Here is a 22,213-nt window from a genome sequence, read left to right as displayed (position 1 = left end):
ATGGCCTCGATTTCGATCCGTAATCTCACCAAGCGCTACGGCAATTTCACCGTGATCCCCGATCTCAATCTGGAGATCGCGGACCATGAATTCGTGGTTTTCGTCGGCCCGTCCGGTTGCGGCAAGTCGACCTTGCTCCGGATCATCGCGGGTCTCGAGCCGATTTCCTCAGGAGACCTCTACATCGGCGACACGCGCGTCAACGCCGTGCAGGCGGCGCAACGCGACATCGCGATGGTCTTCCAGGACTATGCGCTCTATCCGCATATGCGGGTTTACGACAACATGTCCTTCGCGCTGGAACTGCGTGGGATCCCGAAGGCGGAGATCGACGCGCGGGTGAGGCACGCGGCGGCGCTGCTGCACATCGAGCCGTATCTCGACCGCAAGCCGAAGGAGCTTTCCGGAGGACAGCGCCAGCGTGTCGCCATGGGACGTGCGATCGTGCGCAATCCCAAAGCCTTCCTGTTCGATGAGCCGCTCTCGAATCTTGACGCCAAGCTGCGCGGGCAGGTGCGCGCCGAGATCAAGGCACTGTCGCAGGAGCTCAAGACCACCATGGTCTTCGTGACCCATGACCAGATCGAGGCCATGACCATGGCTGACCGCATCGTGGTGCTTCAAAGCGGCACGATCCAGCAATATGACACGCCGGAAGCGGTGTACGAGCGGCCGGCCAACCAGTTCGTGGCCGGCTTCATCGGCTCGCCGGCCATGAATTTCTTTCCGGTCGAATGGCGCGGGGAGGGAGCGATCCTCTCGCAAGGCGGGACGGCGGTGCCGCTGGATGGCGAGACCGCGGGCCGCCTGCGCCAGGCCGGCAGCGCCGTGCTCGGCGTTCGTCCGGAGCATTTCGCCGTCACCGCCGATGCGGCCGAGGGAATCGCCGTCAACATCAGGCTGGTCGAGCCGCTCGGCTCGGACACGCTGATCCATTTCGATCTCGCCGGCGGCTCCGCCATCGCGCGGGTCGATCCGGCGCTACGGCCAAAGGTCGGCGATCGCATCATTCTGCGACCGCAATCCGGCAAGACTCATCTGTTCGATGCCGCCAACGGACAGGTCGTGCAGTGAGCGCATCGGTCAACATCGGGGATCTGTCGGCGCTGGCGGACGTCGCGACCAGGACGAAGCCCGTGCACGTGATCTGTCTCGGGTTGTCCGCACTCGATCAGGTCTGGCGAGTCGATCGGCCGTTCGCGGGTGGAAGCGAAAAGATCAAGGCCATCGAATACGGCACCCTCGGCGGCGGCATGGCCGCCAATGCCAGCGTGGCGGTGGCAAGGCTCGGTGCGTCCGTCGCGTTCTGGGGGCGGGCAGGGAACGACGCCGCAGGTCACGAGATGAAGTCGGCCTTCACCGCGGAAGGCGTCGACGTCGAGAATTTCCGGCTGTTTGCCGATGGCCGCTCATCCGTCTCCGGGGTCATCGTCGACAGCTCCGGCGAGCGGCAGATCGTGAATTTTCGTGGTCTATATCCAGAAGAAGCCGACTGGCTCCCGCTCGAGGCTGTCTCGCGCGCATCGTCCGTGCTCGCCGATCCCCGCTGGGTCGAGGGCGCCGCGACGTTGTTCCGCGAAGCGCGCGCCCGTGGCATCCCGACGGTGCTCGACGGTGACATGGCGGAGCCTGACGTGTTCGAGCGGTTGCTGCCGCTGACCGACCACGCGATCTTTTCCGAACCTGCACTTGCCGCCTTTGCCGGCTCGGCGGACGATAAATCGCTCTCAGCCCTTGCGCGGTTCGGCTGCCGCGTCATCGCCGTCACGCGCGGCGAGGGTGGCGTGAGCTGGTACGAGAGCGGCGAGTTGCACCGGCAGGCCGCCTATGCCGTCGACGTCGTCGACACCACAGGCGCGGGCGACGTCTTCCACGGTGCCTATGCGCTGGCGATCGGCGCCGGTCTCGACGTGCGCGCCACCATGGCGTTTTCGGCGGCCGCGGCCGCCATGAAATGCCGCCACGCCGGCGGCCGCAATGGAATCCCCGATATCAACGAGTGTGTTGTATTCATGAGGACGAAGCCATGAGAACGATTGGAAAGAACCGCGGCCTGGCACGGCTTGCAGACGTGGATGGCCACTTTCGCATGGTCGCGCTGGACCAGCGGCCGCCTTTGTTCGATGCCATCGCCAAGGCAAAGGGCATCACGCGGGAGCAGGTCGAATATTCCGACGTCACGGCGGCGAAGCGCCTCCTCGTCGAAAACCTTTCGCCGCATTGCAGCTCGATGCTGTTCGACCCCAACTTCGCCGTGCCCGCTGCGATCGATCTGCTGCCGCCGCGCTGCGGCCTGATCATGACGCTGGAAGAACACCGCGTCGAGGAAACCGCGGGCGGCCGCAAGTCGCGCGCGATCACCAACTGGAGCGTGGAGAAGATCCGCGCCATGGGTGGCGACGCCGTCAAGGTGCTGGCCTGGTACCGGCCGGACGCCGATGCTGCGGTGAACGATCACCAGAAGAAATTCGTGCGCGAGATCGGCGAGGACTGCGCCCGTCACGACATTCCCTACGTGCTCGAACTGCTGGTCTATCCATTCCTCGGCAGCGCCAACCACACCGCAGATTACGTGGAATCGCCGGGCAAGCTCCCCGGCCTCGTCATCGACAGCGTGCGTGAGTTTGCGAAGCCCGAATATAACGTCGACCTGCTTAAGCTGGAGAGCCCGCTGGCGGCCAACAGTCTGCCGGCCCGTGACGGCAGCGCGGAGGCCAAGGCCGCGCAGAAGGAGTTCGATGCGATCGGCGATATCTGCCGCGGTCGCAACATCCCCTGGGTGCTGCTCTCGGGCGGCGCCGCGCCGGAGAAATTCGAGCGCGTGCTTGACTATTCCTACGCGGCGGGCGCGAGCGGCTTCCTCGCAGGCCGCACCATCTGGCTCGATGCCGTGTTGAAGAATTTCCCGGATCGCGCCGCGGTGTCTGCCAGCCTGCGCAAGGACGGCCTCAACGTTCTGGACCGGCTCAGCGAGTTGACCAAGGCCAAGGGTACGGCATGGCGACCGCGCTACCCTGTCTTCAGCGATATTAAGCAGGAAGGTGACTTCGCGCGCGCTTACTGAGATGGTGGCGGCTCCGCGTCGTCTCGCAGGCTCTGCAACATGACTGGCGGCGTCACCATCCGTTCGATCGTACCACCGGGAACGCCGGTGGCGTGTTCGGCGGGACGCTCAACCGTCCCGCCGTCCTTCGTTCGCGCGACCGGTCGAAGCTTGGTCCAACTTTCCGGCACGGGCGCGGAGTATCGCGCCTAGCCAATGCGCCTTCGGGAGTTCTCGGCTACAGCACTTCAGCCAAGGACTTGCCTTGCAGTTCGATGTCCAATCCTCGCATGCCGAGGTCGCTGATCTCGCCGCCCATTGCCTTGAGGCTCTCCTCGCGGATCAGGGACATCAGCCCGCGGCGCAGCGCCAGGAATTCCGAGGACATCATCATCGACTGCTGGCGCGGCCGTTCCAACGGAATCGGAACCTCAGCCTTGATCGAGCCGGGACGCGCGGTCATGCAGTAGACGCGGTCGGACAGGAAGATCGCCTCATCGATGTCGTGGGTGACGAACAGCACCGAGATCTTCAGCCGCTGCCACATATTGGTGAGGATCTGCTGCATGATGACGCGGGTCTGGGCGTCGAGTGCGCCGAACGGCTCATCCAGCAGCAGAACCTTCGGTCCCGTCGCCAGCGCGCGGACGATGCCGACGCGCTGTTTCATGCCGCCCGAGAGCTTTTCCGGATAATGCCTCTCGAAGGCCTCCAGACCCGCCAGACCGAGCAGCGTCCGGGCGGCGCGCTCACGCTGCGAGCGCGGCATGCCACGCATCTTCAGCCCGAATTCGACGTTTTCCCGCACCGTCTTCCAGGGAAACAGCGAATATTGCTGGAACACCATGCCGCGCTCGGCGCTGGGTCCGTTCACGCGCTCGCCGTCGACGGTGACGATACCTGTGGTCGGTTTGAGGAAGCCCGCGACCGCATTGAGCAGCGTCGATTTTCCGCAGCCGGAGGGCCCGACGATCGAGACGAATTCGCCGGGCTTCACGTGGATCTGCGTATCGGTGACGGCCTGGACCGGTCCCTCGATGCTGTCATAGCTGAGGGAGAAGTTCGTGACCTCGACGTGTCCTTGCGGAGCCTTGGTAGAAATCTCGTTCATTTTGCTCTCCACGGCATCACCAATTGTCCGGCGCCCCGGATCAGCAGGCTCGATCCCAGGCCGAGAACGCCGATCGCGATCATGCCGAGCGCGATGTCGGCATACTGCACCAGCGAATAGGCCTCCCAGGTGAAATAGCCGATGCCGTACTGGCCCGAGATCATCTCGGCTGCGATCAGCGACACCCAGGCCACGCCCATGCCGACGGTGAGGCCGGTGAAGATGTGCGGCAGCGAGGCCGGGAAATACACCTCGCGGAAGATCGACCGCTCGCGCGCGCCGAGGCACTGCGCCGCGCGCACCAGCACGGGATCGACCAGCGTCATGCCGTGGAGTGTATTCACCAGGATCGGGAAGAACGAGCCGAGGAAGGTGATGAAGACGATGCTCTGCTCGTTGGTCGGCCACAGCATGATCGCCATCGGCACCCAGGCGATCGCCGGGATCGGCCGTAGCACTTCCGCGACGGGGAAGATGATCTCGTGGATCAGCTTGAAGCGGCCCATGATCAGGCCGAGCGGCACGCCGATGATGGCTGCGAGCGAGAAGCCGATGAGGATGCGCCGACAGCTCAAGACGATATGCAGCAGGAATTTGGGGTCGTGGATCGCCTTGGTGAAGCTGGCATAAACCGCAAGTGGCGAGGGCACGTTGGTGAAGCGCACGAAAAACACGACGCGATAGGTCGTTAGCAGATGCCAGACCAGGAGGAACGCCAGCAGCGAGGTGACGCCGATTGCAATGGCGCGCAGGCCGCTGCGGTTCAGTCGGTACCAGCGTAGCGCGAGCGTTCCGAAGGAGGGTGGTCTGGCGACGGGCTCCGGGCCCGTCGCCGCAATGGTTGCTGTCGGCATGCTGTCCTCGGACTGTCTGAGGATGGCGGAGCTGCTCACGTCTTGCCTCCGCTGACTGCTGCCTTCACCGCGTCGTCGAAGCCGAGCACCTTGCCACCGATCTTGGTGGCATAGGCTTCGGCGTCCTTTTTCAGCAGGAACGGGGCGACCTCGCCATCGCCGACGGCGAAGAAGGCCTGGTCGGCGAATAGCTTGATGCCGCGCGTGGTGTCGAAGACGTAGGCGACATTGATCTTCTTGCCCTTGGCCTTGAAGTCGGCATAGGCACCCAAGGTGCAGGCCGCGGACGCAAACGGCATGATGCCGGAACCATCCACCCAGACTTCGCCGGACTTGCGCGGATCGCTGATCGGCTTCTTGCAGAACGCGTCTTCGCCGGAGATCTCGTAATTCCGGGTGCTCGCGAGCTGCGCGTCGTAATCGAGCTTCATCTCGGCATAGGCTTTGCGGATATAGCCGTCGTCGACCCATTTCTTCGGATCGAACTCCTTCATCCGGCCGAGATTTTGCAGAACCTTGACGTCGGCGGCGGCGGCGTCGATCAACGCCGGCTTGACCGTGGGATCGGTCGTCATGTTGCCGCTGGGCCCGAGGAAGATGTAGACGACTTCCTTGCTGATGCCGGTCCATTCCTGGATCTTTTCCGCAGCGAGCTTGGGATCGTCGCGCAGCCATTGATTGGCGGCGATGACCGCCTTCAGATAGGCAGTGATGACCTCCGGATATTTCTCGGCGAAATCGGTGCGAACCACGATGCCGTGAAAGGTCGGGACGTTGGTCTCGACGCCGTCAAAGATCTTCCGTGCGAAACCGCGGAACGGCAGCAACTCGGCGAAGGGAACGAAGTCGGCATGTGCGTCGATCTTCTTCTCCTGGAGATTGGTCGAGCCAACCTCCGGGCTCTGGCTGACGAGCTGGAAGAAGTCGGGGGTGTAGCCGCGGTCCTGCATCGCCTTCAGCACCATGCCGTGCGCGGCGGAGCCGAACGGTACGCTGACGAGTTTGCCCTTGAGATCGGCGAGATCGTAATAGGGCGAGTCCTTATGAACGACGATGCCGTTGCCGGAGCCTGACAGGCTGTAGGCGGCGATGCCGATCAGCCGGCTCTTGCTTTCCGGATTGCTCTCGAACGTGAAGCCGTTCACGATCAGCGGATAGTCGCCCATCATGCCGATCTGCAGCTTGTTCGCCATCATCGCGTTCGTGACGGGCGGACCGGACGTAAAGTTCTGCCACTCCAGCTCGAACTTGATGTTGCTGTATTTGCCGTCCTTCGGCAGGTATTTCTCGAGCAGGTGCAACTGGCGGATGACGACGCCGGCTGTCACCGTGTTGGTTGTGGTGTTCTGCGTTCCGATGCCGAGCGTGACCGTTTCCGCCGAGGCCGGCTGCGCGACCAGAAGGGCCAGCGACGTCACCGACGTCGCGATCGAGAGCGTGGGAAGATGGCGGACCATTCTCATCCTCATTCGGTTGGACGTGCTGTGGTTGCCATGATTGGGTGAGGGCCCGGTCAGGGCAAACCCGGAATGACCGCTGCAGTCGATTAGTTGCCGGGAAAAGCTGATTGCATACTCCTTGAGCAGTCCTGCACTATAAAGCCGCTTGCCTGTGCACGGGCCGTGGTCGCAAATTCGGTCAATCGGGTGCGTGGCCGCGCATCTCTTCCAACACGTCTGCCCGGCAGACCACGATCTGCGATCGCTTGGTCAGCACGATTCCCTTTTCCTGCATCCGCTTCAGGCTGATCGTGACCCATTGCCTGGTGGCCCCGACCATGTGTGCAATGTCGGCATGGGTGAAGGCCGCCGCGATCACCCTGCCATCGGCGTCCTCGACGCCATAGAGCTCGACGAGGTGCAGTAGCAGATGCGCAAGGCGCTGCGTGATCGAGCGCGTCCCGAGCATCTGGGCGAGAGCCGAATAGCATTTGCCCTTGAATGTCAGGCCCTCGATCAGGCCGATCGCAAGGTTCGGAATCTCGACGGCAAGGGACCGCAACTCCTTTCCAGGAAGGTGCACGACGCTGCAATTGCTGGACGCAACGCCGGACCATTGATGCACGGTGCCTTCGAACACTTCCGGTCCGCCGACGAAATTGCCGACATGCCAATAGGCCAGCGTAATCTCGCGCCCGAGCGGGGAGGTGTAGAACACCCGGATGCGGCCGCTCTCGATCAGCCAGATGCCGTCATGCTTGCCGCCCTGGCTGAACAGGGTCTGGCCGCGGTTGAGCACTTTTCGGCGGCCCTGCTTCAGCACCTGCTCCCGCTCACGCGGGGAGAGCTTGTCCATCAGCGGCGGGGGCCCGCCGATCCATTGCTGGTTCTCGGTGAGCAGCAGCGAGGAGCTGCCTGCAGGCCGGACTGCCGGGGGAACAGCCCCGCGAACCACATTCGCCGCCTGCAACATCGTCAGCCTCCGGAACGTTCAAATCGTTCTAAAGAGGAGCAATGTCCGTGCCAGACGAGAGTATTCTTCTTTCCGGATCATTCCGGGATGCGCGCAAAGCGCGCAGGCCCGGAATCCATAGTCACGAGCCGGGTTATGGATTTCGGGCTCGCCCTTCGGGCGCCCCGGAATGACGATCCCGACTATCGGTCCCCGCCGCCCGCCAGGCTCAGCAGATACGGCTTCGGGTAAATCCCCCGATCATGTCCGTCCGAGAACGAGATGTTCAGCCCATAGCCGAGGTCGCCGATCCCAGTGATTGCGATGCCGGGGAAGTTTTCGGGAAAGCGGCCGTCGAAGCGGGCGCGGGTGCAGTGGGCGCATCTGCAGGAAAGGCGAAGCTTTTCGGCAGGAACGCTCAGCGCATCATCCAGTGTGGTGCGGACGAGGAGCGTCGCCAGGTCGGCGCTCGCTTCGTAGTCTGTCACGGTCGGTGCTACCAGGGTCATGGTCATGGCGTATCTCCGACCCTTATCTACGGCGTCGCAGACGATCGCGAATAGCAACTAGTTGCCAACGCCTGCTGCGTTCCGATCATCGCCCGCGAAATGTGAAACTAATCGACCGGGAATTTCAGTTCCAGGTTGCCGGACTCCCGTCTCTCCGAAACCTTGCGCCCAACCGCAGGCATGGAGAGACGACGGATGAGCGCATTTCAAAGGGAGACGGTTCTCACGGTCCGGCACTGGACTGATTCTCTGTTCAGCTTCACCGCGACCCGTGATCCAGGCTTCCGTTTCCAGAACGGACAGTTCGCGATGATCGGCCTCGAGGTCGAAGGCAAGCCGTTGATGCGGGCCTACAGCATGGCCAGCGCCAATCACGAGGAGGCGCTCGAATTCTTCTCGATCAAGGTTCAGGACGGGCCGCTGACCTCGCGCCTCCAGAAGATCAGCGAAGGCGACATCATCCTGGTCGGCCGCAAGGCGACGGGAACCTTGATCACCGGCAATCTCATTCCCGGAAAGCGGCTCCTGCTGCTTTCGACCGGCACGGGCCTCGCGCCGTTCGCCAGCCTGATCAAGGACCCCGACGTCTACGAGAACTACGAGACCATCGTGCTCGCCCATGGCTGCCGCCAGGTCTCCGAGCTCGCCTATGGCGAGCACCTTGTGGAAGGCCTCCGCAATCACGAATTCTTCGGACCGCTGATCCGCGACAAGCTCGTCTACTACCCGACCGTCACCCGCGAGCCGTTCAGGAATCGTGGCCGCATCACCGATCTGATCGCCTCGGGCCAGATCTTCGACGATATCGGGCAGGGCGGCCTCGACATCGAGACCGACCGCATCATGCTCTGTGGCAGTCCGGCGATGCTGGAGGAACTTCCCGCAATGGTCTCCGGGCGTGGCTTCGTCGAAGGCAACCACAGCCGGCCCGGCCATTTCGTCATTGAAAAGGCCTTTGTCGAGCGCTGAGGCGCAAATCGCGTCGCGGCGACAACTAATTGCTATCGCCGCGACGCTCCCTGAACAACTTTGACGCAAAGGCGCCGGACGAACGGCGAACCAGGAGCAAGCGATGGCACTAGATCAGATCGTCGACGGACTTTCGGAGGTTTCCTGCGATGTGCTGGTGATCGGTGGCGGCACGGCCGGCCCGATGGCGGCGCTCAAGGCGAAGCTGAAGAATCCGAAGGCCAATGTCGTCCTGCTCGAAAAGGCCAACGTCAAGCGCTCCGGCGCGATCTCGATGGGCATGGACGGCCTGAACAACGCCGTCATCCCTGGCTATGCAACGCCGGAGCAGTACACCAAGGAAATCACCATCGCCAATGACGGCATCGTCGACCAGAAGGCGGTCTATAAATACGCGCAGAACTGCTACAGCATCATCGAGGAACTCGACAGCTTCGGCATTCGCTTCCTGAAGAACGAGAATGGCGACTACGCCGTCAAGAAGGTGCACCACATCGGCACCTACGTTCTGCCGATGCCGAACGGCGAGACCGTGAAGAAAGCGCTTTATCGCCAGCTGCGGCGCGCCCGCATCCTGATCTCGAATCGCTATATGGCAACGCGGCTGCTCAAATCGAGCGACGGCCGCATCGCTGGCGCGATCAGCGTCAACACCCGCACGGCCGAAATGCTGGTGATCAAGGCCAAGGCCGTGATCCTGTGCATGGGCGCCGCCGGCCGGCTGGGTCTGCCGACCTCCGGCTACATGTTCGGCACCTACGAAAACGCCGCCAATTCCGGCGACGGCTATTCCATGGCCTATCACGCGGGCGCCGCGCTCGCGAACCTCGAATGTTACCAGATCAATCCGCTGATCAAGGACTATAACGGCCCTGCCTGCGCCTATGTCGCCGGGCCCTTCGGCGCCTTTACCGCCAACAACGAAGGCTCGCGCTTCATCGAATGCGACTATTGGTCCGGACAGATGATGCTCGAATTCTACAACGAGCTGCTGTCGGGCAAGGGCCCGGTGTTCCTCCAGCTCAAGCACCTCCACCCGGATACGATCTCGGAAATCGAATCGACACTGCACAAGGTGGAGCGGCCGACGCGCGGCTTGTTCCAGCAGGGGCGCGGGGTCGACTATCGCAACGACTCGATCGAGATGCACATCTCCGAGATCGGCTTCTGCTCGGGTCACAGCGCCTCCGGCGTGTTCGTCGACGACAACGCCCGCACCACCGTGCCGGGCCTCTATGCAGCCGGCGACATGGCGAGCGTGCCGCACAATTACATGCTTGGTGCCTTCACCAACGGAGCGGTCGCCGGCATCGACGCGATGGAGTTCGCCGACAGCCACGATTTCGCGGAGTTCGACGCGGCCGACGTCGCCCGGGAACGCGACCGCGTGATGGCGCCGACCAGGCGAGAGGACGGCATTCCGCCGAACCAGGTCGAGTACAAGACTCGCCGCCTCGTCAACGACTATCTCCAGCCGCCGAAGGTCACGCGCAAATACGAGCTCGGCATGCGCCGCCTCGCCGAGACGCGGCAGGACATGCAGGAGCACATGATCGCGCGAAACGCGCACGAGTTGCTCCGTGCGCTCGAAGTGCAGTCGATCATGGACTGCGCCGACATGGCGGTCCACGCCTCGCTGTATCGCGAGGAGAGCCGCTGGGGCCTCTATCACTGGCGCACCGATTTTCCGGAGAAGGACAACGAGAACTGGTTCTGCCACACGCTGCTGAGCAAGCAGAACGGCAAGATGACCAGCGAGAAGCGCGCCGTCGAGCCTTATGTCGTGCCGATCGCCGACGACGAGAAGGACCTCTACGACAAGCAGCGCATCCGCGCGACCGCCTGATCCACCGCCAAATAGAATCAACAGGAGATCAACGATGCCTCTCGCATCCTATCAGACATCGGTTCCGGTGGTCGTCGACGACGCCAAATGCATCGCCGACAAGGGCTGCACCGTATGCGTCGACGTTTGTCCGCTCGACGTGCTCCGCATCAGCGACATGACCAACAAGGCCTACATGGCCTATGACGAGTGCTGGTATTGCATGCCCTGCGAGGCAGATTGCCCGACCGGCGCGGTCACCGTCAACATTCCCTATCTGTTGAGGTGACCATGTCGAGCCCGTTCGAATCCTACGACGATCTCGAAGACGCCGACGAGCGGTTGCAGGCCGCCGATCCGGCCGAGCGGCGCGTCGCCATCATCGCGCTCGGCCATTCCGGCGATCCGGCCGCGGTCGCGCATCTCGCCAACCTCGTGTCGGATCCCGACGCGGGCGTGCGCCAGCAGGTCGCGATGGCGCTCGGCGAGTTTGACGGGCCGGAGGCTGCAAGTGCACTCGTCAGGCTGCTCGTCGATCCCGAGCGGATCGTGGCGTCGGCCGCGGCCGACAGTCTGGCCGAATTCAAGGACCCCGCCTGCGCCGAAATCATCCTGCCGCTGGTCAAGCATGGCCACGCTTTCGTTCGCATGGGCGCGCTGCGCGCGCTCAAGGAGTTGCGCCGCAAGGACACGCTGAAGCCGGCACTGGAAGCGCTCCAGGACGGTGACGCGGCCGTCCGGGTGCAGGCGATCGGCGTGATCGGTTTCCTGAAGCTCGAAGAGTCGATCCCGGCGCTGACCGCGCTGATCCACGATCCCGACGCCCATGTGCGCCGCGCCGCGGTCAGCGCGCTCGCCTTCTCGCAGATGAAGCCGGCGGCCGAGACCATCACCCGCGCCCTGAAGGACGCCGACTGGATGGTCCGGGAGATGGCCGCCGAGACTCTGGGGCTCAACGTCAACGGCTCGCTCGCTGCCGATCAGCTGATCGCCTCACTTGCCGACGAATTCTGGCAGGTGCGGCTCAAGGCAATCCGGAGCCTGGGCAAGATGAAGATCGAGCGCGCCTTGCGCCCGATCGGCAACTGCATCAGCCACGAGCAGGCGAATTTGCGGAAAGAGGCGGCTGCCGCGCTCGGCGAGATCGCCGCTCCCGAGGGCGAGGCATACCTCGTGGCAATCGCCGACGATCCCGATCCCGATGTGCGCAAGAACGCCCGTTGGGCGCTTCAACAGATCGCCGCGCGAAAGGGAAAGGCGGGAGCGTAGAGCGGATAGGGCCGCCTCAGTGCAACTTTGTTGTGTGGCTGTGCCACGCCACGACAACTTCCTTTGGACCATGTGTCGACGGCCTTGGCCGTTTCGACACCGCCGCAGCTGACGAAAGCCAGCGGCAACTGCACGAGGCCAACGGCTGAAGGCTGGAAAACCAGCACAGTCGCTTGCGGTGCAAGCCGATGTTGCGCTCCGGACAATCCAAGGAAACGTCAGACCGGATAAGCCCACGTTCAGGCGATCGGTCACCTCTGCCTGCTGTCTTCCTGAGCCGCGTGCCGAGATGACGTGCAGAGATTTGAGCCATTAACGGCGCTTATGCCGCGAATTTTTACTTCCAATTTTACTTCGCAAAATCCCGCCTCTAGCCTCTCGATCAATTGATCACATCCGCGGCCGGACAATGGCGTACGGCGCGAGCGTTCATCGTAACCAACGAGGGTTGCCATGTCTGATGGGGCTAAGGGCACGTCCACTTCCGGTCCGGCGGGAACGGACGAGAAAGCGGCGAAAAAGCTGAGCCGGCGCACGCTGTTGAAGGGTGCCGCAGCGGTGGCGGGCGCGGCCGCCGGATCGGACGCGATCCGCGGATTCCCGACCATCTGGGCGCAGGAGATCAAGGACATCGAGTTGCGCCACGTCGGCGTCTCCTATTCGGTGGTCAAGGCGATCGGCGACCAGGCCGCCAAGGATCTCGGCTTCAAGGTGACGATGCAGAACCTCGACACCTCCGCCGCCATCAACCGCTTCATAAGCCAGCCTAATACGGTCGACATCGCCGATCTCGAGGGCTGGCAGGCCAAGCTCGCCGCCAAGCGTGCCGTGATCCAGGGCATCGAGGTCAAAAAGATCAAGGAGTTCGACAACATCCTGCCGATCTTCACCAAGGGCGAGATCGACGGCCACAAGATCCCGCGCCAGGGCATCTCGCCCTACGAGGCCATGTACATCTCCAAGCCGGACTCGACCGATCTGCACGACGGCGTCACCGAATGGGCGACCTTCCTGCCGCAGGTCTACAATGCCGACTCCATCGGCTACCGGCCCGATCTGGTCGGCCATGAAGTGACCGAGTGGAAGGACCTGATCGATCCCAAGTTCAAGGGCAAGGCCGCGATCCTCGACGTGCCCGCGATCGGCATCATGGACGCTGCGCTGTGCTTCGAAAGCGCCGGGCTGATCAAGTACGGCAACAAGGGCAACATGACCAAGGAGGAGATCGACTTCACCTGCAACAAGCTGATCGAGCTGAAGAAGCAGGGCCAGTTCCGCGCGACCTGGACCACCTTCGACCAGTCGGTGCAGTTGATGGCCGCAGGCGAAGTGGTGATCCAGTCGATGTGGTCGCCGGCGGTCGCCGCGGTGCGCGTCAAGGAGATCCCGTGCGTCTACGCGCCGGTCAACGTCAAGAACGGCAAGGAAGGCTATCGCGGCTGGTGCAACGGCATGGGCCTGATGAAGCATCTTTCCGGCAAGAAGCTGGATGCCGCCTACGAATATCTCAACTGGTATCTCTCGGGCTGGCAGGGCGGCTTCGTCGGCCGCTACGGCTATTACAGCCCGGTGCCGTCGACGGCGAAGAAATTCCTGACCGCCGCCGAATGGGACTTCTGGTACGACGGCAAGCCGGCGCCCGCGGTCATCAACGATCCCTACGGCGTGCCGATGGAGAAGGCCGGCACCAAGCGTGACGGCGGCTCGTTCCTCGACCGTGTCAAGAACATCTCATGCTGGAACACGCTGATGGACGAGGCCGCCTACATGAACAAGCGCTGGAACGACTTCAAGGTGGCCTGAAACCTGCTTTCCCTGACTCATGCGAAGCGCCGGCGCTGGACTGCGCCGGTGCGACAAGAACGACTTCGAGGCGTTCGCCGACATGCAGCCAAGTTCTAGCCCAGCTCAAACGTCACCACGCGCAAATCTCGCCGGCTGGCTCTATGTCTCGCCGCTGGTCTTGGTGCTCGCGCCGTTCTTCGTGGCGCCGATCCTGGTCGTGCTCGCCGCGAGCTTCTTTGCGACCGACGGCTTTGGCGGGCTGACGCCGGGCTTCACGCTGGCAAGCTATGTCGAGGTGCTGCATTCGGCGCTGACGCTGAAGCTGTATCTGGCGACCATCAAGTTCACCGTGTTAACCTGGGTCTTCACCCTGATCATCGGCTTCTTCGTCGCCTATTTCCTGGTGTTCCACGTCCGCAACCAGCTACTGGCAATCGGCCTGTTCCTGTTGTGTACGGTGCCGTTCTGGACTTCGAACATCATCCGGATGATCTCGTGGATTCCGCTGCTCGGCAAGGAAGGCCTGATCAATCAGGCGCTGCTGGGTGTGGGCGTGATCCATCAACCGCTGGAAGTCCTGCTGTTCTCGGACCTCGCCGTCGTCATCGCCTACGTCCATCAGCTCACGATCTTCATGATCGTGCCGATCTTCAACTCCATGGCGCGGATCGACAAGAAGCTGATCGAGGCTGCGATCGACGCCGGCGCCCGCCGCTTCGACATCATGCGCCTGATCGTGGTGCCGATGTCCAAGAGCGGCATCGCGCTCGGCACTATCTTCGTCGTCTCGATCGTGATGGGCGATTTCTTCGTGGTCAAAGTGATGTCCGGCGGTGGCTCGGCCTCGGTGGTCAGCGCCTTCTACGAGGACGTCGGCGTGCTGCAATACCCGACCGCGGCCGCGAGCGCCGTGTTGCTGACCCTGGTGCTGGTCGCGATCGTCTCGCTGATCCTGCGCACCGTCGACATCCGGCAGGAGATCACGCGATGAGCGCGGTCGCCGCCAATATGCCCGAGACGGCTGTGCCTTCGACAACCAGGGCGATCGCGCCGAGCAAAGGAGGGCGGCCCTGGACGTTCTACGTGCTGGCGGCGCTGTTCACGCTCTACGTGATCGCGCTCTACGGCCCGATGTTCTGCATCTATATCCTGTCCTTCCAGGACATCCGCGGCGGCCTGGTGTTCCCGATGAAGGGCCATTCGCTGCACTGGTTCGTCGATCTCTTCACCCAGGTCCGCACCGGCGATGTCAAGGGTTCGTTCGACCGCTCGATCAAGCTTGCGGTGATCGTCACCGTCATCACCGTGGTGGTGTCGTTCCTCGCGGGCCTCGGCTTCCGCAAGCGCTTTCGCGGCGACACATTCGTCTTCTACATGATGATCGGCAGCCTGGTGGCGCCGGGCCTGGTGCTCGGCCTCGGCACGGGGCTCCTGTTCCAGGCGCTCGGGCTGAATGCGAGCTGGTACAGCTCAGCGCTCGGCGCGCAGCTGTCCTGGACGCTGCCATTCGGGGTGCTCGTGATGTTCGCCGTGATGTCGCGCTTCAACCATGTCTGGGAGGAGGCGGCCTACGATCTCGGTGCCAGCCGCTGGCAGTCGATCCGGCTGGTGATGATCCCGGTGCTGGCACCCGGCCTCGTCGCGGTCGCGCTGTTCGGCTTCACGTTGTCCTATGACGAGTTCGCGCGCAGCCTCCAGACCGCCGGCTCGCTGAACACGCTGCCGCTGGAAATCTGGAGCATGACGCTGAACGTCACCTCGCCCTCGCTCTACGCGCTGGGGACCGTCACCACCATCGTCTCCTTCGTCGTCATCGGTGCGAGCCTCGGCAGCATCGTGCTGATCCAGAAGAAGCGCGGCAGCAGCGCAAAGGGTTGAGCTGACAATGAAGAAAGATCGCGGCGATATCGAACTGGCGGGCGTCTGCAAGAGCTTTGACGGCATCACCAACGTGGTCGACGGCGTCAACCTGAAGATCGCCGACGGCGCCTATTGCTGCTTCATCGGCCCGTCCGGCTGCGGCAAGACCACGATCCTGCGGATGATTGCCGGCCACGAGGACCCGACCGCCGGTGAAATCGTCATCGGTGGGCAGAACGTCGTCGGGCTTGCGCCGGTGCAGCGCCGCACCGCGATGATGTTCCAGTCCTACGCGCTGTTTCCGCATCTGACGGTGCGGGAAAACATCGCCTTTGCACTCCGCGTGCGAGGCCAGTCCAAGACCGATCGGCTTCGTGCCGCCGATGCCATGATCGAGAAGGTCCGGCTCACGCAGTTCGCCGATCGCCTGCCGGCCCAGCTCTCCGGCGGCCAGCAGCAGCGCGTGGCACTGGCGCGGGCAGCGATCACCGAGCCCCGGGTGCTGCTGCTCGACGAGCCGCTGTCGGCGCTCGACGAACAGCTGCGGGTGCAGATGCGCCAGGAGCTCAGGCGGATGCAGCAGGAGCTCGGCATCACCTTCGTCCATGTCACCCATACCCAGCTCGAGGCGATTGCGCTGGCCGACCTCGTCGTGGTGATGGAGCAGGGCAAGATCAAGCAGGCAGGCGCGGCGCGCGATGTCTATGCCCATCCGCATGATCGCTACGTTGCCGAGTTCATGGGCGGACAGAACGTGCTGTCCGGCCGCGTCGAGAAGGTCAATGGTGCGAGTTTTACCCTTGCGCAGGCCGCCCCCTCCGGAATCGAAGTGCCGCTTCAGGCGCGCGCAAATGTCAGCGTCGGTGACAAGGTCGATATTGCCGTCCGCCGCGACGATGTCGCGCTGGTTCGGCCGGGCAGGGACTTGCCGCCGGGCTGCACCACGTCGCTGCCGAGCCGTGTGCTCGCCATCGAGTATCAGGGCTATTTCGTCAAGGTCATGCTCGACACCGTGCCGGACGACGAGTTCGTCGCCTATGTGCCGGAAAAGACCTTCTTCGCAGATCCCTTCACCGTCGGCGATGTCGTGATGGCCACATGGGCCACCGGCAGCGCGTTGCCTCTCGCCTGAAGACCCCTGCGCACAGGAGTATGACCGTGCAGATATCCTTTACACTCAACGGCCGGCCAACCACTGTCGAGGCCGCACCGGCGACGCTGGTCTCCGAGTTGCTGCGCGAGCAGCTCCACCTCACCGGCACCCATATCGGCTGCGACACCAGCCAGTGCGGCGCCTGCGTGGTGCATCTCGACGGCCTCCCTGTGAAGAGCTGCACGCTGCTGGCGCCCGCGCTCGACGGCGCGACGTTGCTGACCATCGAAGGCCTGCAAGGCGCACCCGGCTCGAATCAGATGCATCCGATGCAGGAAGCATTCCGCGAGCATCACGGCCTGCAATGCGGCTTCTGCACGCCGGGCATGCTGATGACCGCAGTGGCGCTCGCCGCCGAAAAGCCTGACCTGACGGAGGCCGACGTCCGCCACGGTCTCGAAGGCAACATCTGCCGCTGCACCGGCTACCAGAACATCGTCATCTCGGTCATGGCCGGCGCCGCCGCCATGAATGCCGCCAAGGGAGAGTGACCATGAGCAATGTGATCGGCATCGGCGCCTCACCGAAGCGCAAGGAAGACCAGCGCTTCCTGACCGGCCGCGGCAATTACGTCTCCGACATCAAGCGCCCCGGCATGACTGCCGGCGTATTCGTGCGTTCGCCACACGGGCATGCGGTGCTGCGCGGCATCGACAAGAGCGCGGCGCTGGCGTCTCCCGGTGTCATCGCAGTCTTGACCGGAGACGACGTCAAGGCCGACGGCCTCGGTTCGCTGCCCTGCGGCTGGGGCATCTCGGACGCCAAGGGCGTGCCGATGAAGGAGCCGCCGTTCCCGATGCTGGCGCAAGGCAAGGTGCGCTTCGTCGGCGACATGGTCGCCTTCGTCGTCGCCGAGACGCCCGAGCAGGCCGACGTGGCGGCCGAGTTGCTGGCGGTCGATTACGAAGTGCTTCCATCCGTCGTCGGCGTGCTCGAAGCCGTCAGGCCGGGCGCGCCGCAACTGTTCGACGACGTCCCGAACAACATCTGCTGCGACTGGGAACTCGGCGACAAGGCTGCGGTGGAATCCGCCTTCAAGAAGGCGGCCCACGTCGCAAAGCTCAGCCTGGTCAACAACCGGCTGATCGGCAATCCGATGGAGCCGCGCGCGGCGATCGCCGAATACGAACCGGGCACTGATCGCTTCACGCTATGGACCACCAGCCAGTTCCCGCACGTCGTGCGCTTCCTGATGGGGGCGCTGGTGCTGAACATCCCGCAGCACAAGCTGCGGGTGGTCGCGCCCGATGTCGGTGGCGGCTTCGGCGTCAAGCAGTTCCATTACGGCGAGGAGGCCGTGATCACCTGGGCCGCCAGGCGCGTGAAGCGGCCGATCAAATGGGTCGCGAGCCGCTCGGAAGGCTATGTCTCCGACCGCCACGGCCGCGATCACGTCACCGAGGCCGAGCTGGCGCTCGACGAGACCGGCAAGTTTCTAGCCTTCCGCGTCAACACGCTCGCCAATATGGGTGGCTATCTCTCGACCTTCGGGCCGAACATCCCGACCAATCTCTATGCGCCGCTGCTCGGCGGCGTCTACACGACGCCTGCGATCTATTGCAATGTGAAGGTGGTGTTCACCAACACCGTGCCGGTGGATGCCTATCGGGGTGCGGGCCGGCCGGAAGCGACCTTCGTGCTCGAGCGCATGGTCGATGTCGCAGCCAGCGAGATGGGCATCGATCGGGTCGAGATCCGCCGCCGCAACATGATCCCGAAGGAAGCCTATCCGTACCAGACGCCGGTGCTGGTGCAGTACGATTCCGGCGATCCCATGGGATGCCTCGACGGTGCGCTCGTGGCCGCCGACGTCAAGAATTTCGGGATCCGCAAGGCGGCCTCTGCGAGCAAGGGCAAATTCCGCGGACTCGGCTATTCCACCTATGTCGAGGCCTGCGGCCTCGCGCCATCGCGCTTCGCCGGACGATTGGGGGCGCGCGGCGGCCTCTATGAAAGCGCCACGGTGCGCGTGCATCCGACCGGTCAGGTGACGGTCATGATCGGCACCCACAATCACGGCCAGGGCCACGAGACGACATTCGCGCAGATCGTGTCCGAGAAGCTCGGCGTTGCCTTCGAGAATGTCGACATCGTGTTCGGCGATACCGACCGCGTGCAGTTCGGCATGGGCACCTACGGTTCGCGCTCCCTCGTGGTCGGCGGCGCCGCATTGTCGAAGGCCACCGACAAGGTGATCGCGAAGGGCAAGAAGATCGCCGCGCATCTGCTCGAGGCCGCCGAGGTCGACATCCAGTTCGAGGCCGGCAAGTTCGCGGTCGCCGGCACCGACCGGGTCAAGAGCTTCGAGGAGATCGCGGGCGCCGCCTATGTGCCGCATAACTACCCGCTCGAAGTACTGGAGCCGGGCTTGGAAGAGCAGGCCTATTACGATCCCGTCAACTTCACCTATCCCGGCGGGTGTCACATTGCCGAGGTCGAGGTCGATCCCGAGACCGGTACGGTGACGCTGGTCAACTACACCGCTGTCGACGACGTCGGCACGGTGATCAACCCGATGATCGTGGAGGGCCAGCTGCACGGCGGCATCGTGCAGGGGGTCGGCCAGGCGTTGTTCGAGAATGCGGTCTACGACGAAGGCTCCGGCCAGCTCCTGTCGGGCTCGCTGATGGATTATTGCATGCCGCGTGCGGATCACATGCCGATGATGAACGTCGCGACCCACTCGACGCTCTGCACGCACACGCCGATGGGCGTGAAGGGTTGCGGCGAGGTCGGCACCATCGGCTCGCCGGCTGCCGTCATCAATGCGGTGGTCGATGCGCTGTCGCATCTCGGCGTCACCCATGTCGACATGCCGGCGACGCCGAACCGGATCTGGCGGCTGCTGCAGAACGCGTCGCTGCCGGTCGCCGCGGAATAGGGAGGACAACAATGAAACCATTTGCCTATCACCAGCCTGCCCGGATTCCCGATGCGGCCAAGCTGCTGACCTCGATCGAGGACAGCAAGCTCGTTGCGGGCGGCATGACGCTGATCCCGACGATCAAGCAGCGGCTGGCCAATCCGGCGGCGCTGATTGATCTTTCGAAGCTCGGAAATCTCAGCGGTATTACCGATGATGGCGCGACCGTCACCATCGGCGCAATGACGCCGCATGCAGTGGTTGCCGCCTCGGAGCTGGTGCAAACGAAGATCCCGGGGCTTTCGGCACTGGCGTCCATGATTGGCGATCCCGCCGTGCGCAGCCGGGGCACTATCGGCGGCTCCGTTGCCAACAATGATCCGGCGGCGGACTATCCGGCCGGTGTGCTCGGTCTTGGCGCCACAATCGTCACCAGCACGCGCCAGATTGCGGCGGACAAGTTCTTCCTCGGCCTGTTCGAGACAGCACTTGAATCCGGCGAGATCATCACCGCGATCCGCTTTCCTGTGCCGCTCAAGGCGGGTTACGCCAAGTTCAAGGCGCCGGCGTCGCGCTATGCGCTGGTCGGCGTGTTCGTCGCGAAATTCGCCGATGGCGTCCGCGTCGCCGTGACCGGCGCGGGTCCCGGCGTGTTTCGCGTGCCGCCGATGGAGGCTTCGTTGTCGGAGAATTTTGATCCAACCGCGGTGGCGGCGATCAGGATCGATACCGACGGCCTCACCTCCGATATCCACGCCGAAGCCGACTATCGTGCGCATCTCGTCACGGTGATGGCCAAGCGCGCCGTCGAGGCGGCACTCAGCTAGCTCTTTAGGATACAAGATGACTGATGGTTCCGGCCGAGCGGCGTTCCCGCCGGCGCCGACTGGCCTTGGCGCGCTTTCTGCTACCGAGATCGTCGCTGGCTACCGGCGCAAGGCGTTCACCCCGCGCGATGTCGTTGACGACACCATCGCAGCCCTTCAGGCGACCCACGAGGCCTGCAATGCGGTGGTGACGCCGATGTACGAGCAGGCGAGGGCGGATGCCGACCGCATCACGAAAGAGATGCGCGCGGGTGAGGCCGAGGGACCGCTTGCCGGTGTGCCCGTGACGATCAAGGATCTCGTCTTCGTCGCGGGCGTACCGGCCTATGCCGGTTCGCCGATGAACAAGGCGTTCGTGCCTGAGGCCGATGCCGCCGTGGTGTCGTCCCTGAAGGGTGCCGGCGCGATCATCACCTGCAAGACCACGACCTGCGAGTCCGGCTACAAGCTGACGGCCGACAGCCCGGTCACCGGCATCACGCGCAATCCCTGGAATCCCGGCCGTACCAGCGGTGGATCGAGCGGCGGCGCGGCAGCGGGCGTGGCCGCCGGTTGCGGGCCGATCGCGATCGGCACCGACGGCGTCGGTTCGATCCGGGTGCCGTCCTCCTTTTGCGGCGTGTTCGGCCTGAAGCCGACTTTCGGCCTCGTGCCGCGCTCGCCCGGCTTCTCGCCGCCATCCTGGGCCTCGCTCGCCCATACAGGCCCGATCACCCGCACGGTCGCAGATGCCGCGCTGACGCTGGAGGTCATCGCTGCTTACGATCTACGCGATGCCGCGAGCCTTCCCGTGTCCGCACGTCGCTTCAATACCGATGCGGGGCGCCTGGATGGCGTTCGTATCGGCGCCAGCGCCGATCTCGGCTACGCCGCCGTCAGCCCTGACGTGTGCGCGGCATTTGGCAAGGCGCTTGCCACTCTTGATTCCTGCGGCGCACAGGTCGTCATGGACGGCCCGGGCCTCGACCCCGGCATTCTCGAGCACACCCTGAAGCCGATTGCCTTTACCGAACAGGCGGCGGCAGTTGCGAGCAAGTCTGCAACCGATCTTGCAAGCTCGGAGGCCGACTATCGCAATGTCATCGGCGCCGGACGGCGCTATACCGGCACGGATTACATCGAGGCGAGTTACCGCCGCGGCCAGGCGCGCAATGCCTTCGTCAAGCTGTTCGAACGCGTCGACGTGCTGGTGACGCCGACGGTTGCTGTCACCGCATTCGAAGCCGGCCAGATCGGGGTCGACACGATCGATGGCAGCAAGGTCGATCCGCATCTCGGCTGGTCGCCGTTCACCTGGCCGATCAATCTGGCGGGTCTGCCGGCGGCGACGCTGCCCTGCGGCTTCGATCGCGACGGCATGCCGATCGGGCTGCAGATCATCGCGCCCTGGCTCGACGAACCCACGATCTTCCGTATCGCCGCGGCGTTCGAGGCAGCGCAGCCCTGGGCGAAGTTCTGGCCGCAGCTCGCGCTAAGCGAGGGGAGTGGAGGGCTCGCCAAGGGGTGAAGCGGCCATCATAGAATAATGCAGGTGTTTTGCCCGACGTGTCAGCTGGCTCAGGGGCGTTGCGGACCGTTGGGCCTCGGATTCCCTGAAAATACGCGCGAAAAACCCTTTGCAAACAAGGGCCGTCCTACTGTGCATGGGGTTGTTTTCGCACTTTTGGGGGCCTAGGACGTGGACTCAAACCGCACCCATAGGCGGGTTGCGGCTAACAATACGGCGGCCAGGAAATTGCGAGCGGTCTTGTCGT

General features: G+C 63.8%; 20 protein-coding genes. 15 read left to right on the top strand and 5 right to left on the bottom strand.

Going from position 1 to position 22,213, the window contains the following annotated elements; translation table 11 throughout:
- The 3 genes from JQ580_RS14970 to JQ580_RS14960 are packed head-to-tail and all read left to right on the top strand — an operon-like array spanning position 1 to position 3,064.
- Positions 1-1,074 (top strand): ABC transporter ATP-binding protein, encoded by a 1,074-nt coding sequence (locus tag JQ580_RS14970; RefSeq protein WP_212280838.1) that lies wholly within the window; start codon positions 1-3, stop codon positions 1,072-1,074.
- Positions 1,071-2,030 carry a sugar kinase gene (locus tag JQ580_RS14965; RefSeq protein WP_212280837.1) on the top strand — a complete coding sequence of 320 codons (960 nt, stop codon included), beginning with the start codon at positions 1,071-1,073 and terminating at the stop codon, positions 2,028-2,030. Before JQ580_RS14970 ends, JQ580_RS14965 begins: the two co-directional genes overlap by 4 nt.
- On the top strand, positions 2,027-3,064 hold the full coding sequence (locus JQ580_RS14960; protein ID WP_212280836.1) for a tagatose 1,6-diphosphate aldolase: 1,038 nt from the start codon (positions 2,027-2,029) through the stop codon (positions 3,062-3,064). Before JQ580_RS14965 ends, JQ580_RS14960 begins: the two co-directional genes overlap by 4 nt.
- A 217-nt stretch (positions 3,065-3,281) precedes the next feature.
- Here the strand turns inward: JQ580_RS14960 and JQ580_RS14955 are convergent, their stop codons facing one another.
- The 5 genes from JQ580_RS14955 to JQ580_RS14935 form a co-directional block, all read right to left on the bottom strand.
- Positions 3,282-4,154 carry an ABC transporter ATP-binding protein gene (locus tag JQ580_RS14955; protein WP_212280835.1) on the bottom strand — a complete coding sequence of 291 codons (873 nt, stop codon included), beginning with the start codon at positions 4,152-4,154 and terminating at the stop codon, positions 3,282-3,284.
- Positions 4,151-5,008, bottom strand: a complete 858-nt coding sequence (locus JQ580_RS14950) for an ABC transporter permease (protein WP_249134213.1) — start codon at positions 5,006-5,008, stop codon at positions 4,151-4,153. Before JQ580_RS14950 ends, JQ580_RS14955 begins: the two co-directional genes overlap by 4 nt.
- Before the next feature lie 35 nt (positions 5,009-5,043).
- The gene (locus JQ580_RS14945) at positions 5,044-6,465 is read right to left on the bottom strand and encodes an ABC transporter substrate-binding protein (RefSeq protein ID WP_212280833.1); all 1,422 of its coding nucleotides are present in this window, start codon (positions 6,463-6,465) and stop codon (positions 5,044-5,046) included.
- 181 nt (positions 6,466-6,646) lie between these two features.
- Positions 6,647-7,420 carry a Crp/Fnr family transcriptional regulator gene (locus JQ580_RS14940; RefSeq protein ID WP_212280832.1) on the bottom strand — a complete coding sequence of 258 codons (774 nt, stop codon included), beginning with the start codon at positions 7,418-7,420 and terminating at the stop codon, positions 6,647-6,649.
- 182 nt (positions 7,421-7,602) lie between these two features.
- The gene (locus tag JQ580_RS14935; protein ID WP_212281188.1) at positions 7,603-7,908 is read right to left on the bottom strand and encodes a gamma-butyrobetaine hydroxylase-like domain-containing protein; all 306 of its coding nucleotides are present in this window, start codon (positions 7,906-7,908) and stop codon (positions 7,603-7,605) included.
- A gap of 195 nt (positions 7,909-8,103) precedes the next feature.
- Between JQ580_RS14935 and JQ580_RS14930 the strand changes: the two genes are divergently transcribed.
- From JQ580_RS14930 to JQ580_RS14875, 12 genes are all read left to right on the top strand, one after another.
- On the top strand, positions 8,104-8,877 hold the full coding sequence (locus tag JQ580_RS14930) for a ferredoxin--NADP reductase (RefSeq protein WP_212280831.1): 774 nt from the start codon (positions 8,104-8,106) through the stop codon (positions 8,875-8,877).
- Between the two features lie 103 nt (positions 8,878-8,980).
- Positions 8,981-10,723, top strand: coding sequence for a fumarate reductase/succinate dehydrogenase flavoprotein subunit (locus JQ580_RS14925; RefSeq protein ID WP_212280830.1), 1,743 nt, complete (start codon positions 8,981-8,983; stop codon positions 10,721-10,723).
- Between the two features lie 34 nt (positions 10,724-10,757).
- Positions 10,758-10,991, top strand: coding sequence for a 4Fe-4S dicluster domain-containing protein (locus JQ580_RS14920; RefSeq protein WP_007593252.1), 234 nt, complete (start codon positions 10,758-10,760; stop codon positions 10,989-10,991).
- A 2-nt stretch (positions 10,992-10,993) separates the two neighbouring features.
- Positions 10,994-11,971: a HEAT repeat domain-containing protein gene (locus JQ580_RS14915; protein WP_212280829.1), complete on the top strand. Its 978-nt coding sequence runs from the start codon at positions 10,994-10,996 to the stop codon at positions 11,969-11,971.
- A gap of 453 nt (positions 11,972-12,424) precedes the next feature.
- On the top strand, positions 12,425-13,774 hold the full coding sequence (locus tag JQ580_RS14910; RefSeq protein ID WP_212280828.1) for an ABC transporter substrate-binding protein: 1,350 nt from the start codon (positions 12,425-12,427) through the stop codon (positions 13,772-13,774).
- Between the two features lie 82 nt (positions 13,775-13,856).
- The gene (locus JQ580_RS14905; RefSeq protein WP_212280827.1) at positions 13,857-14,747 is read left to right on the top strand and encodes an ABC transporter permease; all 891 of its coding nucleotides are present in this window, start codon (positions 13,857-13,859) and stop codon (positions 14,745-14,747) included.
- A complete protein-coding gene (locus tag JQ580_RS14900) occupies positions 14,744-15,634 on the top strand; it encodes an ABC transporter permease (protein WP_212280826.1) in 891 nt (296 codons plus the stop codon). Before JQ580_RS14905 ends, JQ580_RS14900 begins: the two co-directional genes overlap by 4 nt.
- Positions 15,635-15,641: 7 nt before the next feature.
- On the top strand, positions 15,642-16,748 hold the full coding sequence (locus tag JQ580_RS14895; protein ID WP_212280825.1) for an ABC transporter ATP-binding protein: 1,107 nt from the start codon (positions 15,642-15,644) through the stop codon (positions 16,746-16,748).
- A gap of 20 nt (positions 16,749-16,768) precedes the next feature.
- Positions 16,769-17,260: a (2Fe-2S)-binding protein gene (locus JQ580_RS14890; protein WP_212280824.1), complete on the top strand. Its 492-nt coding sequence runs from the start codon at positions 16,769-16,771 to the stop codon at positions 17,258-17,260.
- A 2-nt stretch (positions 17,261-17,262) separates the two neighbouring features.
- Entirely contained in the window at positions 17,263-19,650 is a 2,388-nt protein-coding gene (locus tag JQ580_RS14885; protein WP_212280823.1) for a xanthine dehydrogenase family protein molybdopterin-binding subunit, read from the top strand.
- Positions 19,651-19,661: 11 nt separating this feature from the next.
- Positions 19,662-20,459, top strand: a complete 798-nt coding sequence (locus JQ580_RS14880) for an FAD binding domain-containing protein (RefSeq protein WP_212280822.1) — start codon at positions 19,662-19,664, stop codon at positions 20,457-20,459.
- Between the two features lie 16 nt (positions 20,460-20,475).
- Entirely contained in the window at positions 20,476-21,966 is a 1,491-nt protein-coding gene (locus JQ580_RS14875; protein ID WP_212280821.1) for an amidase, read from the top strand.
- Positions 21,967-22,213 lie beyond the last annotated feature (247 nt).

The sequence above is a fragment of the Bradyrhizobium sp. SZCCT0148 genome (assembly GCF_018129985.1).
In the GTDB taxonomy this organism is placed as follows: domain Bacteria; phylum Pseudomonadota; class Alphaproteobacteria; order Rhizobiales; family Xanthobacteraceae; genus Bradyrhizobium; species Bradyrhizobium japonicum_H.
The sequence above is the reverse complement of the archived record's forward strand: the minus strand, read 5'-3'. Positions and strand labels throughout refer to the sequence as shown.